Raw genomic sequence first — 17,251 nt, 5'->3', positions numbered from 1 at the left:
CCCCCCCCGGCGCCCCGCCCCCGCATCCAGCCCGGATGAGGGGCGGGTCCGCCGGGGCGGCAGGCAGAAGGCAGGAGTTTCCGATGGCTCTCCCGAGGCTGTTCATCTCGACCGACATGCAGATGATCACCGGCATCAACAACATCGACGGGGACAAGGACGACGTCCAATCCCTCGTCCATGCGCTGATGTATCAGGACAAGTTCGACATCGTCGGCATCGCCTCCAGCGTTTCGCGCTGGCAGCCCGGCAAGAACGACGCGTCCTTCATCCACCATGTCATCGACAAATACGGTGCCAACCAGGACGAGCTCGCCCGGCACGGCAGCGGCTTCAAGACGGCGGCCGAGCTGCACGACATCACATACCAGGGCACCAAGACGGTTGCCGGCAGCAGCGGCATCGTGGCGCAGACCGAGGCCTCGCGGGCCATCGTGCGCGAGGCGCGCGAGGCCGCCGCGGCGGGCACCGATCTCTATGTCGCCACCTGGGGCGGGGTCGGCGACGTGGCGCGGGCGCTGCACGACGCGCCGGACATCGCGGACAACATCCGCCTGCTCTCGGTGGCCGGCCAGGTGCAGGAGCCGAACGCGCACAAGTACCTCAAGGCGAATTTCGCCGGCAAGGGCGACCTCTGGTGGATCGACGAGGCCAGCACGCATTTCGGGGTCTACGCGATGCCCGACAACCGCTATCCGACCGGCAACAGCTGGGCCGCCAACAACGCGAAGGGGCATGGCGCGCTCGGTGACCTGTTCTACCAGAACACGATCGACATCCGCGGCACGTCGGGAGACCTGAACCTGACGAAGATGGGTGACTCGGCCACCATCCTCTACCTGATCGACACCGCCGGCAACAACGACGACCCGACGGCCGAGAGTTGGGGCGGCGAGTACCGCAAGGCCGGAAGCCAGTACTGGGTGGACCGCACCGACCAGGGCTTCAACTTCGCCGAGAGCGGTGGGGCGCGGACGGTCTACGAGGACCGGGCCGCCTGGCAGGGCGACTTCGCCAAGCGCTTCGACTGGTTGACATCCTCTCCGTCGGCGCCGGCGCCGACACCGGTGCCGGGACCAGGGCAGCCGGGGATCGTCGGTAGCGGCAGCGACGCGCTGGTGCTGAAGATCAGCCAGGACGCCTGGAACGGCAGCGCGCAATACACCGTCAAGGTCGACGGCAAGCAGATCGGCGGCGTATTGACGGCGAGCGCCTCCCATGCGGCGGGACAGGATGACGTCATCACCATCAAGGGCGACTGGAGCGCGGGCAACCACAATGTCACCGTCACCTTCCTCAACGATGCCTGGGGCGGCAGCGCCGGCGCCGACCGCAACCTGCATGTCGACGGTGTCAGCTACAACGGCAAGGCGCTCGCCCAGGGGACGGCCTTCCTCAACAAGAACGGCGCGGCGGATTTCACCTTCACCGATACCGGCGGCGCGGCGTCCGGCGGGATGGTGAAGACCATCGGCAGCGGCAGCGACGCGCTGGTGCTGAAGATCAGCCAGGATGCCTGGAACGGCAGCGCGCAGTACACCGTCAGAGTCGACGGCAAGCAGATCGGCGGCACGCTGACCGCGAGCGCCTCCCATGCATCGGGGCAGGACGACGTCATCACCGTGCGGGGCGACTGGAACGCCGGCTCGCACAAGGTCACCGTCACCTTCCTCAACGATGCCTATGGCGGCGTCGCGGGGACCGACCGCAACCTGCATGTCGATGGCATCAGCTACAACGGCACCGACCTAGCCCGCGACACGGCGCTGCTGAACCGGAACGGGGCGGCGGATTTCGCCTTCACCGATACCGGCAGCGCAGCGATGGCGGACCAGCTCTTCGCCTGAGCCGGCGGGGAGGGGGCGTGCAGCCTCTCCCCGGCTACTCCCTCCAGGGATGGGCCGACCACAGGGCCTGGTACTTGTCGCGGAGGGCGGCGAGCTCGGCGAGATAGGCCTCCGGGGCCAGGAAGCGGAGCGGCAGGGCCTGCTGGATGGCGCTGGCCTGGAATTCCGGGTCCTGCACCACCCGGTCCACCGCCAGCGACAGCCGTTGCAGCACGGCAGGCGGCAGGCCGGCGGGGGCGGCAAGGCCGCGCATCGAGCCTTCGACCACGTCGAAGCCGGCCTCGCGGAAGGTCGGGATCTCGGGCGCGACCTCGGTGCGGCGCTCGCCCATCTGCGCCAGCATGCGGAGCAGGCCCTGGCGGCTCTCCTGCACGCCCTCGGCGACGTTCATCGAGGCGATCTCGATGGTCTTGCCGATCAGCGCCTGCTTCACCTGGGCGCTGCCGGCATAGGGGATGTGGAGCAGGCGGATGCCGGCCTGGCGCTCGAAGGCGAGGACGGCGAGGTGGTCGTCGGAGCCGATGCCGGTGCTGCCGTAGCTGATGCTCTCGGGCCGGGCGCGGGCGGCGGCGATGAGGTCGGCGAGGCTGCGGTAGGGGCTGTCGGTCAGGACGTAGAAGGCGCCCGGGTCGTCGACGATGTTGGCGATGGGGGTGAAGTCCTCCAGCCGGAAGCGGGTGCGGCGCTCGATCGGCAGGGTGACGATGTGCGGCGTGTTGATGAAGCCGATGGTCAGGCCGTCCGGCTTCGCCCGCGCCAGTTCGCCGAAGCCGATCTCGCCGCCGGCGCCGGGGCGGTTGTTGACGACGACGGGCTGGCCAAGGTCGCGCTCAAGGAAGCGGGCGATGGTGCGGGCGGCCGCGTCGGTGCCGCCGCCGGGGGCGAAGGCGACGATCATGGCGAGCGGGCGGTCGGGCCAGTCGGCGGCCGCGGCGGGGCGGGCGAGAAGCAGGGAGGGAGCAGCAAGCAGGGCGCGGCGCTTGGGCATCGGGGGTCCCCGAAATGACGAAGGCCGGGGAGTGTCCCCCCCGGCCCTCGGTCCTGCAACCGTCGATACGCCGGTCAGTCGGCGGCGAGCGCCATCCGGCTGCGGTTCATGCGGCTGTTCACATGATCCTCCGACATGTCCACCACCCGCTCGGTCTCCTCCGGGGTGAAGACATGGCCAGCGCCCGGCATCACGCGGTAGTCGATGGTGATGCCGCGCTGGGTGTTCAGCTTGTCGACCAGCTTCTTCACCGAGCTCTCCGGCACCAGCTCGTCGGCCGCGCCGTGCAGGATGAGGCCGTTGCACGGGCAAGGGGCGAGGAAGCCGAAGTCGTAGTGGCTGGCGGGCGCGCTGATGGAAACGAAGCCGCCCATTTCCGGCCGGCGCATCAGCAGCTGCATGCCGACATAGGCGCCGAAGGAGTAGCCGGCGACCCAGAGGCTATGAGAGTTCGGGTTCACCGCCTGCAGGAAGTCGAGCGCGGAAGCGGCGTCGGAAATCTCGCCGATGCCGCCGTCATACCGGCCCTGGCTGCGGCCGACCCCACGGAAGTTGAAGCGCAGGGTCGAGAAGCCCATGGCCTGAAAGCGCTGGTAGAGCGCGTAGATCACCCGGTTGTTCATGGTCCCGCCATGCAGCGGGTGCGGGTGCAGCAGCAGCGCCACCGGCGCGTTGGGCTGCTTCGAGTGGTGGTAGCGGCCTTCGAGCCGACCGTCAGGGCCGGCGAACATGACCTCAGGCATCGTCCCGTGGGTCCAATTCCGGTTGTGCCCTGCGCGTCTGGGCTGCCGACGGGGAGGCGTACCAGCCCGCCGACAGGCCAAGCGCGCAAGTGCGCTTGCTGGGGAAGTCCTTGCCGGCTTGACGGGGCCAGCCCCGGTCCATGTCCCGCTCGGCCCTAAGGTTGACCGGGCTGGTCGGACAAAATAGCCTGATGGATGCGACGCTCCCGGAGGGGACGTGTTTCATCGCAGCAGCTATGTCTCCAGTTCATGGATCGGCAACCCCCCGGACAGTCTCCCGGATCCGGGGGTGGCGGGAATATAGGGATGCGCCTCCACGTTTCATAACGAATTCAAGGCACGGCCCCACCTCCACGGCATGGGGCCGGGCGGCGTACCGGCCGGGTGCTTGAAATTAGGGGATTGGGCAATGCGACTTTCTACCCGTGGTCGCTATGCGGTGATGGCCATGGTTGAGCTCGCTGCCCGGGACAAAGGGGGCGAAGCCGCTGGAAGGCTTGGGAATCCGACGTCACGGCCGGTCTCGCTGGCGGACCTGGCCGGGGCACAGATGCTCTCGGTGGCTTATCTCGAACAATTGTTCGGTCATCTGCGGCGGGCAGGGCTTGTTGCCTCGGCGCGCGGACCGGGGGGCGGCTATCGGTTGGCCCGGCCGGCGGAGGAAATCGCCATCGCCGCCATCGTCGATGCGGTGGACGAGCCGCTGCGGGCAACCCGCTGCGAGGAAGGCTCGCCCGGCTGCTTGGCCGGGCAGAAATGCCTGACCCATGACTTGTGGGAGGAGCTGGGCGAGCAGATCCGCCTGTTCCTTGCCCATCTGACACTGGCGGACATCGTCGCCGGGCGGATCGCCGGGCGCGCCAATGTGCCACGGATGCAGGCGGCGGAATGACGCTGTACCTGGATGCGAATGCCACCGAGCCCCTGCGGCCGGCAGCGCGGACGGCCGTGCTCGCGGCACTGGATGCGGGAGGAAATCCATCCGCCGTCCATGGCACGGGCCGGGCGGCCCGGCGGCGGCTGGAGGAGGCACGGGAGGCCATCGCAATGCGGTTCGGGGCGCGGCCCGGGGATGTCGTCTTCACCGGCGGCGGGACGGAGGCGAATGCGCTTGCCGTCCACGGCCTCGGGCGCGGGCGGCGGGTGCTGGTCGGGGCGACGGAGCATCCGGCGGTGCTGGCGGCCGCGGGAGCGGGTGCGGAGGTGGTGCCGGTGCTCGGCGACGGGCGAGCCGATCTCGCCGCGCTGGAGCGGATGCTCGCCGGCGGGCCGTCGGCGCTGGTTTGCCTGATGGCGGCCAACAACGAGACGGGGGTGATCCACCCCATCGCCGAAGCGGCCGCGCTTTGCCGGGCATACGGGGCGCTGCTGCACGTGGATGCGGTGCAGGCGGCGGGGCGCATCGCCTTGCCCGAGGGGGCCGACAGCTGGGCGCTCTCCGGCCACAAGCTTGGCGGGCCGCCGGGGGCGGGGGCGCTGCTGCTGCGGCCGGGGCTCGAGCTGCCGGCGCTGATCGCGGGCGGCGGGCAGGAGCGCGGGCGGCGTGGCGGGACAGAACCGCTGCCGGCCATCGCCGGCATGGCGGCGGCGGTGGCCGGCCCCGGCGAAACGGCCCGGCTGGCGGCGATGCGGGATCGGATTGAGGCGGGGGTGGCGGGCCTGGCCGTCATCGCCGGAGCCGGAGCGCCGCGGCTGCCGAATACCAGCTGCATCATCCTTCCGGGGGTGGCGGCGGAGACGCAGGTGATCGCGCTCGACCTGGCTGGCGTCAGGGTCTCGGCGGGCGCGGCCTGTTCCTCGGGGAAGGTAGCAAGGAGCCCGGTGCTGGAGGCGATGGGGCTCGGCGCGCTGGCAGGCTGCGGCATCCGCGTCTCCTTGCCCTGGGATGCGCCGGAAGATGCGGCCGAGCGCTTCCTCGAAGCATGGTCTGCCATGCGCGCCCGCCTCTCCAAAAGCGCGGCCTGAGGGGCCACCATCAGGGCATGCGACCGAACCGGCCCGTCTATCTCGACAACCACGCCACCACGCCGCTCGACCCGCGGGTGCTGGCCGCCATGCGGCCCTGGTGGGAGGAGAATTTCGCCAATCCCCATAGCGTCGAGCACGCCATGGGGCGGGCGGCGGAGGAGGCCGTCGAGGCGGCGCGGGCGGAGGTCGCGGCGCTGATCGGGGCGGAGGTGCGGGAGATCGTGCTGACCTCGGGGGCGACGGAGGCGAACAACCTCGCCATCAAGGGGGCGGCGCGCTTCGCCCGGAGCCAGGGCAGCGAGCGGCAGCGGGTCGTGACCCTCGTCACCGAGCATAAATGCGTGCTGGAGAGCGTGCGGGACCTGGCCGAGGAAGGCTGCGAGCCGGTGCTGCTGCCGGTCGGGGCGGATGGGCTGGTCGATCTCGACCTGCTGCGCGGGGCGGTGGATGGGCGGACGCTGCTCGTCTCTGTCATGGCGGTGAACAACGAAATCGGGGTGGTGCAGGACCTCGAGGCCATCGGGGGTATCGTGAAGGCGGCGGGGGCGCTGTTCCATACGGATGCGGCGCAGGCCGTCGGGCGCATTCCGCTCGACGTGGAGGATGTCCAGGCCGACCTGCTCTCGATCTCGGGGCACAAGATCTACGGGCCGAAGGGCATCGGCGCGCTCTATGTGCGGCGGCGGCCGCGCGTCCGGCTGGCGCCGCTCTTCTCGGGCGGCGGGCAGGAGCGGGGGCTGCGCTCGGGGACCTTGCCGGCGCCGCTGGTGGTCGGCCTTGGCGAGGCGGCGCGGGTGGCGGGCATTGAGGCGATGCTCGATGCCGGGCGGATCGCCGGGCAGCGGGACCGCTTCCTCGATGCGTTGCGGGCGGAGGTGCCCGACATCCGGGTCAACGGGCATCCCGAGCGGCGGGTGGCGGGCAACCTCAACCTCACCTTCCCTGGCGGGGTCGATGCGCAGGCATTGATGGCGGCGGCGCCGGAGGTGTGCGTCTCGACCGGCTCGGCCTGTTCCTCGGCGGCGGTGGAGCCCTCCTACGTGCTGCGGGCGATTGGGATTCCGGAGGCGGAGGCACGCGCCACCTTGCGGATCGGGATCGGCCGCTTTACCTCGCCCGCGGATGTGGACCGGGCCGCGGCATCCCTCGCCGCGGGCTGGCGGACGGCCGTTTCGGGAGCGAGCAGGTAGAATGCCGAAGATGACCTTCGTCGAGCGGGACGGCACGAAGCGGGAGGTCGATGCGCCGCTCGGCCTCTCGGTGCTGGAGATCGCGCACAAGCACGGCGTCGACATCGAGGGCGCCTGCGAGGGCTCGCTCGCCTGCTCGACCTGCCACGTCATTGTCGATGGCGGCTGGTTCAAGAAGCTAGCGGAGCCGACCGAGGACGAGGAGGACATGCTCGACCTCGCCTTCGACCTGCAGGAGACGAGCCGGCTCGGCTGCCAGATCATCATGACCGAGGCGCTGGACGGGCTGGTGGTGAAGCTGCCTTCCGGGACCAGGAATGCCGGTGGCTAACGCTCCCTGGGCTGATTTCGGCGCGGAAGGCGGGCTGTTCCGGCGGCTGCGGGAGGCCTGCGCGGGCGACTGGGCGGCCTATACCTGGCACCCCTTCGTCCAGGGGCTGTCGGACGGGACGCTGCCGCTGGCGGCGTTCCGGCGCTACCTGATCCAGGACTACCTCTTCCTCATCCATTTCGCGCGGGCCAAGGCGCTGGCCGTCTTCAAGGCGGAAAGCATCCAGGCAATGCGGGACAAGACCGCCGGCATTGCCGCGATCCTCGCGGAGACACAGCTGCATCTCGGCTATTGCGCCGAGTGGGGGCTTTCGGAGGCCGAGGTTCTCGGCACGCCCGAAAGCGCCGAGACGGTGAGCTATACGCGCTACGTCATCGACCGCGGGCTGGCCGGGGATATCCTCGACCTGGAGGTAGCGCTGGCGCCCTGCACCGTGGGCTATGGCGAGGTGGCGCTGCGCATCCTCGCCGACCCGCAGCGGCGGCGGGAGGGCAACCCCTATCAGAGCTGGATCGATGCCTATGCCGCGCCGGGCTACCAGGCGATGGCGCGGGCGGCGGCCCTCCGCATCGATGCGCTGGGGGAAAGTCATGGCGGCTCGGCGCGCTTCCCCATCCTCTCGGCGACCTTCGCCGAGGCGGCGAGGCTGGAGGCGCGGTTCTGGCAGCAGGGGCTGGACGCGGCCTGATGCGCATCCTTGTCGCCATGTCGGGTGGGGTGGACAGCAGCGTCGTCGCGGGGCTGCTGAAGGCGGAGGGGCACGAGGTCGTCGGCGCGACGCTGCAGCTCTACGATCATGGTGCGGCGACGAGCCGTAAGGGCGCCTGCTGCGCGGGGCAGGACATCCACGATGCGCGGCGGGTGGCGGATGCGCTCGACATCCCGCATTACGTGCTCGACCGGGAGAGCCGGTTCCGTGATGCGGTCGTGAAGGATTTCGCCGACAGCTATGCCCGCGGCGAAACGCCCATCCCCTGCGTACGATGCAATCAGACGGTGAAATTCGAGGATCTGGTCGGGCTGGCGCGGGACCTGGGGGCGGAGGCGCTGGCGACGGGGCATTATGCGCGGCGGGTCGAGGGGGCGGCGGGCGCCGAGCTGCATCGCGCGGCCGATCCGGCGCGGGACCAGAGCTACTTCCTCTTCGCTACCACGCGGGCGCAGCTGGAATTCTGCCGCTTCCCGCTCGGCGGGATGCCGGACAAGGCGGCGGTGCGGGCGGAGGCGGCGCGGCTCGGCCTCGCGGTCGCCGAGAAGCCGGACAGCCAGGATATCTGCTTCGTGCCGGAGGGGCGGTACTCCGAAGTCGTCGCCAAGTTCCGGCCGGATGCGGCGGAGGAGGGCGAGATCGTCCATCTCGATGGGCGGGTGCTTGGGCGCCATGCTGGGATCGCGCGCTATACGGTCGGGCAGGGGCGCGGGCTGGGGCAGGCCTCGCGGGATGGGGACCAGGCGCTCTACGTCGCGGCGGTGGAGCCGGGGCGGCGGCGCGTCATCGTCGGGCCGAGGGCGGCGCTGCCGCAGGCCGAGGTCGCCGTCGCCGAGGTGAACTGGCTGAGCGCGCCGCCGGAGGGGGCCATCGCCTGCCAGGTGAAGCTCCGCGCGCGGGAGATGCCGCAGCCCGCCATGGCGCGTTGGGATGCGGCGGCGGGCGTGTTGCGCGTCACGCCGGAGGTGCCGGCCATTGCCGCGCCGGGCCAGGCTTGCGTGCTCTATGACGGCGAGCGGGTGCTGGGCGGCGGCTTCATCCGGCGGGAGGCGGCATGAGCCGGCCGTCGCGTCCCGTGAAGCCGAAGGGCGCCAAGGGCCAGGGGCGCCGGGTGGCGCAGCTCGAGACGGAACTGGCCGAGACCAAGGCGAAGCTCGCCAGGGCGGAGGCGAGCCTCGGCGAGTTCGAGAAGGGCGGCGTCGAGGCCTATGCGGCGCGGCGGATCGCGGCGCTGGAAGAGGGCCAGCAGGTGGCGCGCGGGCAGGCCGTCGAGGCTGCCGTCGCCAAGGCGCGGGCCGAGGGAGAATTGCGGACGCTCAAGGACGCCATCGGCAAGGTGCCGGGCGTCCATGGCTGGCTGCTGCGGCGGGCGGTCAGGAAGGCGGGACTGTAGGCTCCTGCCCCTGCCGCCCCTGGGGGTTCGGCTGCGGCTGACGGCGTCAGGCCTTCTTCGCGCGCGGCTTGCCCTTGACGGGCGTGCGGGGCTTGGCCGGCTCCGGCAGGGGCGCAGCGCCGGTCTCGCCGGCGAATTCCTGCGGGGCGCGGCTGGCGACGGTCAGTTCCTCGCGGGCGCGGTGCCAAAATTCCTCGTCGTGGCCCTCGGGGCGGCCGGCTTCCTCCCAAAGTGCATGGGCCCGGTGGCGGATCGTCTCCTCCGGGATGGTCTGGTCCTCGGGCATTGCGGTCATCGTCCTCTGTTCGATCCTGGTGAAGGCCAGAAGACGGGCGGCGAGGCAAGGGGCTGGCCGCGGCGGGCGCGCTCGGTGGCCGGTAGCACGTCCTCGGAAGGCCAGAGGCCGCTTTCCAGCGCCGCGGCATAGCCTTCCGCCAAACCGGCATCGCGCATGGCGCGGGCGGCGGCAGTGTGGTCATAGGCGAGGGGGCGGTGCTCGATTCGGATTCCCTCAGGGGAGGGCGTCAGCAGGGAGAACCAGGTGCGCCGGGTGCCGTCATGCGCCGGCATGCCGATGGCGCCGGCATTGTGCCAAAGACGGCTCTCGATCAGCCGGCTGAAGGGCAGGCCGCAATGGCCGGCGATGACGCCTTCGACGCCCATCTCGGCGATCTCGCCGGCGAGCGTGGCATCGGGGGTGGAGGCGAAGAGGAAGCGGTTGATGCTCGTCGCCCCGCCATGAATGGCGGCGAGGCGGCGGCCGGCAAGAGTCAGGTCGATCCGGCGTGGCAGGCCGACCATCCAGGCGCGGTGGGCGGGCGTCACCTGACGGTCGGCATGGGCGAACCAGCCGCGGGCGAGCAGGTCGCAGGCGGTGCCCTCCTCGAAGCCGCAGCCGCAATCCGCGGCGCCTTCGGCCAGGCTCTCTTCGCAATTGCCCATCACCGTCGGGATGCCGGTGGCGATCATCAGGTCGAGGGTTGCCGCCGGATCGGCGCAGTAGGCGACGACATCGCCGGTGCAGAGCATGCGGGCGGGCGGGATGCCGAGGCGGGCGGCCTCGGCCAGCAGGGCTTCGAGGGCCTGGCGGTTGGAATAGGGGCCACCGAAGCAGAGCAGGGGCTGGTCCATCAGATGTCCCAAAGTCTGCCGGCCTCGATGCGGAGGCGGCGGTCGGCGAAGCGGCAGGCGAGGTCGGGCTGGTGCAGGCTGACCAGGATGGCGAGGCCTTCCTCCCGCGCCAGGCGGCGGAGCAGGGTGAGGATGGCCTCCGCATTCTCCGGGTCGAGGCTGGCGACCGGCTCGTCGGCCAGCAGTACCCGGGCGCGCTGCAGCAGGGCGCGGGCGATGGCGACGCGCTGGCGCTGGCCGCCGGAGAGATGCGCGGCGCGGCGGGGGCCGAGGCCGGCGAGGCCGACGCGGGCGAGGCAGGCCTCCGCCGCCGCCCGCTCCGCCGCAGGCCAGAGGCCGAGGGCCGGGCGCCAGAAGCCGAGGCGGCCGAGGGCGCCGACCAGTACGTTCTCCTGCGCGGTGAGCCGCCCTGCCAGGGCATGCTGCTGGAAGACGAGGGCAGGGCGGCCGCCATCGGCGAGGATGGTGCCCTGGCAGGGCAGCAGGCCGGCGGCGGCGCGGAGCAGGCTGGTCTTGCCGGCACCGGAGGGGCCTTCGATCGCCACCACCTCGCCCGGCGCGACCTCCAGCGAGATGGCGTGCAGGACGGGCTGGCCGCCGAGGGAAAGGGCGAGGCCGTGGATGACTAGGCCGCGCCGGGTCTCCAGCATCAGGCGAGCCTCCGGCGCAGGACGGCGGAGAGGCGGTCGGCGGTGAGGACCAGGGCGATGACGATGATCAGGATCGCCAGCACGCGGGCGAAGTCGAGCAGGTCGACGGCGTTCTTCAGCTCCTGCCCGAGGCCGCCGGCACCGACCAGGCCGAGCACGGTGGAGGCGCGGATGTTGAACTCCCACACATAGAGCAGGGCGGAGGCGGTCTGCGGAAGGGTTTCCGGCAGGAGGACGACGGCGGCGGCCTGGGCGCGGCTGCCGCCGGCCGAGAGCGCGGCTTCCAGCGGCGCCGGGTCGGCGGTCTCCAGCGCCTCGGACCAGAGCTTGGCGATGGAGCCGGCGGAGTGGAGGGCGACGCCGAGCATGCCGGCGAAGGGGCCGAGGCCGACGGCGGCGACGAAGATCAGGGCGAAGACGAAGCCGTCGATGCCCCGCAGCGCGTCGAGCAGGGCGCGGGCCGGGTGGTAGAGGGCGGGCAGCGGGGCGACCGGGCGGGCCGCCATCAGCGCGAGCGGCAGGGCAAGGAGGGCGGCGAGGCTGGTGCCGAGGGTGGCGATGGCGACCGTCTCCGCCGCGCGGCGCAGCAGGTCCGGCAGGCCGGAGAAGTCGGGCGGGAAGGCGCCGGCCAGCCAATGGGCGAGGCGCGGCAGCCCGGCCCAGAGGCGGGGCAGGTCCGGTTGCACCACGGCGATGCAGGCGGCGTAGAGCGCCGCCAGCAGCAGGAGCCCGAGGGCTCGCCTCATCCGCCGCCGATGCGGCCGAGGGCGCGGCCGGCGGCCTCGATCAGCGCGTAGCTGTCTGGCCGGGCGGGGACCCAGCCGGTGTAGTTGGCGGGCATGATCCGGGCTGCGGCGGCCGCGTCGAGGCCGAGGGCGGCGTCGCGGATCGCCGATTTGAGGCCGGGGTCGAGGCGGTCGCGGACGGCGAGGGCGTCGTTGGGCAGGGGCTCGGAGCGCCAGACGATCTTCACCTGGTCGGCGCGGAGGCGGCCGGCGGCGATCATGGCGGCGAGGTTGCGGTCGTAGTCGGTGGCGAGGTCCACCTGCCCGTTCGCCACGGCGAGGTCGTTGGCGGGGTGGGAGGCGCCGTCGCGGTAGCGGAAGTAGGTGCGAGGGTCGATGCCCTGGGTCTTGAACCAGTAATGCGGGATGAGCCAGCCGCTGGTCGAGCCGGCATCGGCGAAGGAGATGGACATGCCCTTCGCATCCTCGGGGAAGCGGGCGATGGCAAGGTCGGGCCGGGCGATGATGATCGCGTGGTAGGTCGACTTGCCCTGGTACTGGACGACGGCCAGCGCCTCCGCCTTCGCGCGGTCCCTGGCGAGGACGTAGCCCCAGGGACCCATCCAGGCGGCATCGACCTGTTCGTTGGCAAGCGCCACGGCGATGCCGGCCCAGTCGGTGGTGACGGTGAGGCCGAGGGCGCGGCCGACCGCCTTCGCCAGATGGGTGAAGAAGGGCTCATAGGCTCGGCGGGTGTCTCCGGCCGTCGGCTGGAAGGGGCCGACGGCGCAGCGGAGCGGGCCGCCTTGGGCGAGGGCGGGGGTGGCGAGCAGCGAGGCCGAGGCGAGGAGCAGGCGACGGGTCAGGGGCATGGGGTCATCCTCCAATGGGCCCTTCGCCGGAGGCCAGTGGGCGGATGCACCCATGCCGCAATTTAACCCGCCTGTCGCCGGGGCTCAGCCCTTCAACAGGCGGCGGGCGATGGCCATGCGGTGGACCTCGCTCGGGCCCTCGTAGATGCGCTGGACGCGGACCTGGCTGGCCATGAGCTGCAGGGGCAGCTCCTTCGTCATGCCCATGGCGCCGAAGGTCTGCATGGCGTTGTCCAGCACCTCCTGCGCCATCTCGGTGGCATAGACCTTCAGCATCGAGGCCTCGGTGCGGACATCCTCGCCGGCGGCCATCTTGGCGGCGGCGTCGCGGACCATGAGGCGGGTGGTGTGGATCTTGGTCGCGGCCTCGGCGATCCACCACTGGATGGCCTGGCGGTCGGCGAGGGGGACGCCAAAGGTGCTGCGGTTCTTCGCCTGCTCGCAGAGCATGTCGAGGGCGCGGCGGGCCATGCCGGTGCAGCGGGCGCCCATCTGCAGGCGGCGGACATTGAGGCGGAGCTGCATCGGCGCGTAGCCGGCGCCGAGCTGGCCCAGGATCTGCCGCTCATGGACGCGGCAATCCTCGAAGACCAACTCATAGGTGCGGCGGCCGCCGATCATCGGAATCTCACGTTCGATGATGAAGCCTGGCGTGCCGCGCTCGACGATGAAGGCCGTCACGCCCTCCTGCCGCTTGCCCTCGCCGGTGCGGGCCATGAGGATGATGAAGTCGGCACGCGGCACGCCGCTCACCCAGATCTTGCGGCCGTTGATGACCCAGCTGTCGCCCTCCTTCACCGCGCGGGTAGTCATGCCCGCCGGGTCGCCGCCGGCGCCGGGCTCGGAGATGGCGATGGAGGAGCGCATCTCGCCGCGGGCATAGGGGTCGAGATACTGCATCCGCTGCTCGGGGTTGGCGACGGCGAGCAGCATGTGCAGGTTCGGGCTGTCGGGCGGGAAGATGAAGGGGGTGACGGTGCGGCCCATCTCCTCCTCGATCGCCATCAGCGCGGAGACGGGCAGGTCGGCGCCGCCGAATTCCTCCGGCACGTCGAGGCCGTAGAGGCCTAGCTCCTTGGCCTTGGCGAGCAGCGGGGCCTCCTCCTCCGGCGTCAGGCCGTAGCGCTGGCCCTCCGACTCGCGCTTGAGGACGGCAGGCTCGAGCGGCATCAGGTCACGCTCGACGAAGCGGACGACGAGGTCGCGCACCATGCGGTGCTCCTCGGCGAGGGGCGGAATGGCGATGCCGTCGGTGGTGAGGGCCATGGGTTTCTCTCCCGCGAGATCGGTTTGGCCAGAGGCTAGACCCGGGCGATGGGGGGTGCCCATCCCCCCGCTGCTAGATTGGCCCGGTTGCCGCGGCGAAGCCGCGGAGGCGGTCACCGATCACCCGGCCGACGGCCTCGGCCGCGGCACGACGCGGGAAGCTCGACCGCCAGGCAAGGCGCACGGTCCGGCCGGTGCGCTCCTTCAGCGGGCGCAGGACGATGCCCATGTCCTGTGCGGTGCCGGCGGCGAGGCCCGGGATCAGCGTCGTCCCGTAGCCGGCGGCGACCATGCTGAGCAGCGTCGAGAGGCTGGCCGCGCGCAGCGTGCCGCCGAGCGCGCCACCGAGCGTGCCGCCTTGGCCGCAGGCGGCGAGGGCCTGGTCGCGCAGGCAGTGGCCGTCGGCCAGGACCAGGATATCCTGGGCGAGGTCGGATTCCGCCACCACCTCGCGGGCGGCGAGCGGGTGCTCGGGCGGCAGGGCAGCGAGGAAGGGCTCGTCGAAGAGCGGCTGGCTGGTGAATTCGGTGCCGTCCACCTCCGTCGCCAGCAGCGCGGCGTCCAGTTCATGGGCGCGGAGGCGGTCGAGCAGGGTGAGCGTCTGGTCCTCCCAAGGTTCCAACGTGAGCGTGGGCAGCGCCTCGCGCAGCGGCGCGAAGACTAGGGGCAGCAGGTAGGGCGCAAGCGTCGGGATGATGCCGAGGCGGAAATTCCCGGCCAGCGGGTCGCAAAGGTCGCGCGCGGCGGCGAGGATGGCGTCGGCCTCTGCCACCGCGGCGCGGACATGGCCGATGAGCCGCTCGCAGGCGCTGGTCGGGACCACCGTCTTGCGGTCGCGCTCGAACAGCGCAAGGCCGAGCTGCTCCTCCAGCTTGCGGAGCTGCACGGAGAGCGTCGGCTGGCTGACACCGCAGGCCTGGGCGGCACGGCCGAAATGACCGTACTCGGTGACCGCCAGCAAGTATCGGAAATCGCGGAGATTCATCGGCGCCGTTCTGCCTCGATAGCCAGGGTCTATCGGATCGGTTGGAAATTAATGCTTAACCCTATCCATCCAGGGCGGCTAGCGTCGCCGCAGGGCCGTGGGACCGAGAGGGAGGAACAAGACAGGCCGAGTTCCCTGACCGCAGCATCCGGCGTCAGGCCGTTGCGGCGACCCGCAGCCTCGAACGATCAACGAGCATGGCAGAGGAGAGAACCATGGACGGTAATCAGAGCCCTGGCACCGGGCAGTGCCCGGTGATGCACGGCACCGCGCCACGTCATACTTCTTTCGCTGGCCGGTCGAACCGCGACTGGTGGCCGAATGCGCTGAACGTCGGACTCCTTCACCAGCACTCGAACCTCGCCAACCCGCTGGGCGAGGCCTACGACTATGCGAAGGAGTTCGAGACACTCGACCTCGAGGCGCTGAAGCAGGACCTCTTCGCGCTGATGCGGACCTCGCAGGACTGGTGGCCGGCGGATTACGGGCATTACGGGCCGCTCTTCATCCGCATGGCCTGGCACAGCGCGGGCACCTACCGCACCGGCGACGGCCGGGGCGGCGGCGGCGCGGGCACGCTGCGCTTCGCGCCGCTGAACAGCTGGCCGGACAACGGCAACCTCGACAAGGCGGTGCGGCTGCTCTGGCCGATCAAGAAGAAGTACGGCCGCAAGATCTCCTGGGCCGACCTCATCATCTATGCCGGCACCTGCGCGATCGAGTCGATGGGGCTGAAGCCCTTCGGCTTCGCCGGCGGGCGCATCGACCTCTGGGAGCCGCCGCAGGACATCTACTGGGGCAACGAGGACACCTGGCTCGGCGACAAGCGCTACACCGGCGACCGCGAGCTGGAAGCGCCGCTGGCCGCGGTGCAGATGGGCCTCATCTACGTCAACCCGGAGGGGCCGAACGGCAAGCCGGACCCGGCCGCCTCGGCGCGCGACATCCGCGAGACCTTCGCGCGCATGGCGATGAACGACGAGGAGACCGTGGCGCTCGTTGCCGGCGGCCATACCTTCGGCAAGTGCCATGGCGCGGGCGAGGCCACGAATGTCGGGCGCGAGCCGGAGGGTTCCGAGATCGAGGAGATGGGGCTCGGCTGGAAGAACAAGCTGGGCAAGGGCCACAGCGTCCATGCCATCACCAGCGGCATCGAGGGCGCCTGGACCAACAATCCGACCCAGTGGGACAACGGCTACTTCGACAACCTTTTCCGGTATGACTGGGAGCTGACGAAGAGCCCGGCCGGCGCCTGGCAGTGGACGCCGACCGACCCGGCGGCGAAGACCACGGTGCCGGACGCGCATGACCCCGAGAAGCGTCACGCGCCGATGATGACGACGGCCGACATGGCCATGAAGGTCGACCCGATCTACAACGAGATATCGCGACGCTTTCACGAGAACCCGGACCAGCTGGCGGATGCCTTCGCGCGGGCCTGGTTCAAGCTGACGCATCGCGACATGGGGCCGGTCTCTCGCTATCTCGGCCCGCTCGTGCCGAAGGAGGAGCTGCTCTGGCAGGACCCGATCCCGCCGGTGACGCATCCGCTGATCGGCGAGGCTGACATCAAGGCGCTGAAGGCGAAGCTGCTCGGCTCCGGCCTGTCCGTCTCCGACCTCGTCGGCACGGCCTGGGCGTCGGCCTCGACCTTCCGTGGCTCCGACAAGCGCGGCGGGGCGAATGGCGCGCGCATTCGGCTCGCGCCGCAGAAGGACTGGGAGGTCAACGAGCCGCAGCGCCTGGCCGGCGTGCTGGCGAAGCTCGAGGGCATCCGATCGGAGTTCAACGCGGCGCAGCCTGCGGGCGGCAAGCAGGTCTCGCTGGCCGACCTGATCGTTCTCGGCGGCTGCGCCGGGGTGGAGGCGGCGGCGCGGAAGGCGGGGGCCGAGATCGAGGTGCCCTTCACGCCGGGCCGGACCGATGCCTCGGCCGAGCAGACCGACGCGGAGTCCTTCGAGGTGCTGGAGCCGGTGGCGGATGGGTTCCGCAACTACCTCAAGCGCGACTACAAGGCCTCGCCGGAGGAGCTGCTGATCGACCGGGCGCAGCAGCTGATGCTGACGGCGCCGGAGATGGCGGTGCTGCTGGGCGGGCTCCGCGCCATCAACATCAACCATGAGCGGGCGAAGCATGGCGTCTTCACCGATCGGCCGGAGGCGCTGACGAACGACTTCTTCGTCAATGTGCTCGACATGGGCACGGCCTGGCAGCCTTCGGCAGAGGACGGCGTCTATGAGGGGCGGGACCGGGCGACGGGCCAGCCGCGCTGGACGGCGACGCGGGTCGACCTGATCTTCGGCTCGAACACGCAGCTGCGTGCGGTGGCGGAGGCTTATGCCTGCGACGACTCGCAGCCGGCCTTCCTCAAGGACTTCGTGAAGGTCTGGACGAAGGTGATGAACCTCGACCGGTTCGACCTGGTGCAGAAGGCGTTGCAGCACGCCTGACGG

The 17,251-nt window shown here is 70.9% G+C and carries 18 protein-coding genes; 9 read left to right on the top strand and 9 right to left on the bottom strand.

Annotation, left to right across the window (positions count from 1 at the left end; translation table 11 throughout):
- The first annotated feature begins 83 nt into the window (after positions 1 to 83).
- On the top strand, positions 84 to 1,847 hold the full coding sequence (locus LH62_RS28080; RefSeq protein ID WP_052213765.1) for a nucleoside hydrolase-like domain-containing protein: 1,764 nt from the start codon (positions 84 to 86) through the stop codon (positions 1,845 to 1,847).
- A 34-nt stretch (positions 1,848 to 1,881) separates the two neighbouring features.
- Here the strand turns inward: LH62_RS28080 and LH62_RS06165 are convergent, their stop codons facing one another.
- On the bottom strand, positions 1,882 to 2,835 hold the full coding sequence (locus LH62_RS06165; protein WP_043359970.1) for a tripartite tricarboxylate transporter substrate binding protein: 954 nt from the start codon (positions 2,833 to 2,835) through the stop codon (positions 1,882 to 1,884).
- A gap of 74 nt (positions 2,836 to 2,909) precedes the next feature.
- Entirely contained in the window at positions 2,910 to 3,578 is a 669-nt protein-coding gene (locus LH62_RS06160) for an alpha/beta hydrolase (RefSeq protein WP_043339097.1), read from the bottom strand.
- Between the two features lie 409 nt (positions 3,579 to 3,987).
- Between LH62_RS06160 and LH62_RS06155 the strand changes: the two genes are divergently transcribed.
- From LH62_RS06155 to LH62_RS06125, 7 genes are read left to right on the top strand one after another with little or no spacing between them, the layout of a single operon-like run.
- Positions 3,988 to 4,470 carry an Rrf2 family transcriptional regulator gene (locus LH62_RS06155; protein WP_043359969.1) on the top strand — a complete coding sequence of 161 codons (483 nt, stop codon included), beginning with the start codon at positions 3,988 to 3,990 and terminating at the stop codon, positions 4,468 to 4,470.
- A complete protein-coding gene (locus LH62_RS06150; RefSeq protein ID WP_043359968.1) occupies positions 4,467 to 5,543 on the top strand; it encodes a cysteine desulfurase family protein in 1,077 nt (358 codons plus the stop codon). The genes LH62_RS06155 and LH62_RS06150 overlap by 4 nt, the downstream gene beginning before the upstream one ends.
- Positions 5,544 to 5,560: 17 nt before the next feature.
- Positions 5,561 to 6,736 (top strand): cysteine desulfurase family protein, encoded by a 1,176-nt coding sequence (locus LH62_RS06145; RefSeq protein ID WP_043365275.1) that lies wholly within the window; start codon positions 5,561 to 5,563, stop codon positions 6,734 to 6,736.
- 1 nt (position 6,737) lies between these two features.
- Positions 6,738 to 7,067, top strand: a complete 330-nt coding sequence (locus tag LH62_RS06140) for a ferredoxin family 2Fe-2S iron-sulfur cluster binding protein (protein ID WP_043359967.1) — start codon at positions 6,738 to 6,740, stop codon at positions 7,065 to 7,067.
- Positions 7,054 to 7,755 (top strand): TenA family protein, encoded by a 702-nt coding sequence (locus LH62_RS06135; protein ID WP_052213764.1) that lies wholly within the window; start codon positions 7,054 to 7,056, stop codon positions 7,753 to 7,755. Before LH62_RS06140 ends, LH62_RS06135 begins: the two co-directional genes overlap by 14 nt.
- On the top strand, positions 7,755 to 8,834 hold the full coding sequence (mnmA, locus tag LH62_RS06130; RefSeq protein WP_043359966.1) for a tRNA 2-thiouridine(34) synthase MnmA: 1,080 nt from the start codon (positions 7,755 to 7,757) through the stop codon (positions 8,832 to 8,834). The genes LH62_RS06135 and mnmA overlap by 1 nt, the downstream gene beginning before the upstream one ends.
- Positions 8,831 to 9,169, top strand: coding sequence for a hypothetical protein (locus tag LH62_RS06125; protein WP_144404392.1), 339 nt, complete (start codon positions 8,831 to 8,833; stop codon positions 9,167 to 9,169). Before mnmA ends, LH62_RS06125 begins: the two co-directional genes overlap by 4 nt.
- Positions 9,170 to 9,215: 46 nt before the next feature.
- On the opposite strand, the gene LH62_RS06120 is transcribed toward LH62_RS06125, so the two are convergent.
- The 7 genes from LH62_RS06120 to LH62_RS06090 form a co-directional block, all read right to left on the bottom strand.
- Positions 9,216 to 9,464 (bottom strand): DUF2934 domain-containing protein, encoded by a 249-nt coding sequence (locus LH62_RS06120; RefSeq protein ID WP_043359964.1) that lies wholly within the window; start codon positions 9,462 to 9,464, stop codon positions 9,216 to 9,218.
- Positions 9,461 to 10,300 (bottom strand): metallophosphoesterase, encoded by an 840-nt coding sequence (locus LH62_RS06115; protein WP_052213763.1) that lies wholly within the window; start codon positions 10,298 to 10,300, stop codon positions 9,461 to 9,463. Before LH62_RS06115 ends, LH62_RS06120 begins: the two co-directional genes overlap by 4 nt.
- A complete protein-coding gene (locus LH62_RS06110; RefSeq protein WP_052213762.1) occupies positions 10,300 to 10,950 on the bottom strand; it encodes a phosphonate ABC transporter ATP-binding protein in 651 nt (216 codons plus the stop codon). Before LH62_RS06110 ends, LH62_RS06115 begins: the two co-directional genes overlap by 1 nt.
- Positions 10,950 to 11,696: a phosphonate ABC transporter, permease protein PhnE gene (phnE, locus tag LH62_RS06105; protein ID WP_052213761.1), complete on the bottom strand. Its 747-nt coding sequence runs from the start codon at positions 11,694 to 11,696 to the stop codon at positions 10,950 to 10,952. Before phnE ends, LH62_RS06110 begins: the two co-directional genes overlap by 1 nt.
- The gene (locus tag LH62_RS06100) at positions 11,693 to 12,547 is read right to left on the bottom strand and encodes a phosphate/phosphite/phosphonate ABC transporter substrate-binding protein (RefSeq protein WP_043359963.1); all 855 of its coding nucleotides are present in this window, start codon (positions 12,545 to 12,547) and stop codon (positions 11,693 to 11,695) included. Before LH62_RS06100 ends, phnE begins: the two co-directional genes overlap by 4 nt.
- Positions 12,548 to 12,631: 84 nt before the next feature.
- Entirely contained in the window at positions 12,632 to 13,813 is a 1,182-nt protein-coding gene (locus LH62_RS06095; protein ID WP_052213760.1) for an acyl-CoA dehydrogenase family protein, read from the bottom strand.
- A 73-nt stretch (positions 13,814 to 13,886) separates the two neighbouring features.
- Complete coding sequence (locus LH62_RS06090; RefSeq protein ID WP_043359961.1) at positions 13,887 to 14,798, bottom strand: hydrogen peroxide-inducible genes activator; 912 nt, start codon at positions 14,796 to 14,798, stop codon at positions 13,887 to 13,889.
- 215 nt (positions 14,799 to 15,013) lie between these two features.
- Between LH62_RS06090 and katG the strand changes: the two genes are divergently transcribed.
- Positions 15,014 to 17,248: a catalase/peroxidase HPI gene (gene katG, locus LH62_RS06085; RefSeq protein ID WP_043359960.1), complete on the top strand. Its 2,235-nt coding sequence runs from the start codon at positions 15,014 to 15,016 to the stop codon at positions 17,246 to 17,248.
- Positions 17,249 to 17,251: the final 3 nt, after the last annotated feature.

This window comes from Belnapia sp. F-4-1, assembly GCF_000802185.1.
Classification (GTDB): domain Bacteria; phylum Pseudomonadota; class Alphaproteobacteria; order Acetobacterales; family Acetobacteraceae; genus Belnapia.
Note: the sequence above shows the minus strand (reverse complement) of the source record. Positions and strands in the feature narration are given on the sequence as shown.

Excerpts from the sequence above, each read along its gene's own strand:
- LH62_RS06155 (WP_043359969.1), top strand. The coding sequence starts at position 3,988 with ATGCGACTTTCTACCCGTGGTCGCTATGCGGTGATGGCCATGGTTGAG.
- LH62_RS06090 (WP_043359961.1), bottom strand. The coding sequence starts at position 14,798 with ATGAATCTCCGCGATTTCCGATACTTGCTGGCGGTCACCGAGTACGGT.
- LH62_RS06110 (WP_052213762.1), bottom strand. The coding sequence starts at position 10,950 with ATGCTGGAGACCCGGCGCGGCCTAGTCATCCACGGCCTCGCCCTTTCC.
- mnmA (WP_043359966.1), top strand. The coding sequence starts at position 7,755 with ATGCGCATCCTTGTCGCCATGTCGGGTGGGGTGGACAGCAGCGTCGTC.
- LH62_RS06125 (WP_144404392.1), top strand. The coding sequence starts at position 8,831 with ATGAGCCGGCCGTCGCGTCCCGTGAAGCCGAAGGGCGCCAAGGGCCAG.
- LH62_RS06095 (WP_052213760.1), bottom strand. The coding sequence starts at position 13,813 with ATGGCCCTCACCACCGACGGCATCGCCATTCCGCCCCTCGCCGAGGAG.
- phnE (WP_052213761.1), bottom strand. The coding sequence starts at position 11,696 with ATGAGGCGAGCCCTCGGGCTCCTGCTGCTGGCGGCGCTCTACGCCGCC.
- LH62_RS06160 (WP_043339097.1), bottom strand. The coding sequence starts at position 3,578 with ATGCCTGAGGTCATGTTCGCCGGCCCTGACGGTCGGCTCGAAGGCCGC.
- LH62_RS06165 (WP_043359970.1), bottom strand. The coding sequence starts at position 2,835 with ATGCCCAAGCGCCGCGCCCTGCTTGCTGCTCCCTCCCTGCTTCTCGCC.
- LH62_RS06135 (WP_052213764.1), top strand. The coding sequence starts at position 7,054 with ATGCCGGTGGCTAACGCTCCCTGGGCTGATTTCGGCGCGGAAGGCGGG.
- LH62_RS06140 (WP_043359967.1), top strand. The coding sequence starts at position 6,738 with ATGCCGAAGATGACCTTCGTCGAGCGGGACGGCACGAAGCGGGAGGTC.
- LH62_RS06120 (WP_043359964.1), bottom strand. The coding sequence starts at position 9,464 with ATGACCGCAATGCCCGAGGACCAGACCATCCCGGAGGAGACGATCCGC.
- LH62_RS06100 (WP_043359963.1), bottom strand. The coding sequence starts at position 12,547 with ATGCCCCTGACCCGTCGCCTGCTCCTCGCCTCGGCCTCGCTGCTCGCC.
- LH62_RS06145 (WP_043365275.1), top strand. The coding sequence starts at position 5,561 with ATGCGACCGAACCGGCCCGTCTATCTCGACAACCACGCCACCACGCCG.
- LH62_RS06150 (WP_043359968.1), top strand. The coding sequence starts at position 4,467 with ATGACGCTGTACCTGGATGCGAATGCCACCGAGCCCCTGCGGCCGGCA.
- katG (WP_043359960.1), top strand. The coding sequence starts at position 15,014 with ATGGACGGTAATCAGAGCCCTGGCACCGGGCAGTGCCCGGTGATGCAC.
- LH62_RS28080 (WP_052213765.1), top strand. The coding sequence starts at position 84 with ATGGCTCTCCCGAGGCTGTTCATCTCGACCGACATGCAGATGATCACC.
- LH62_RS06115 (WP_052213763.1), bottom strand. The coding sequence starts at position 10,300 with ATGGACCAGCCCCTGCTCTGCTTCGGTGGCCCCTATTCCAACCGCCAG.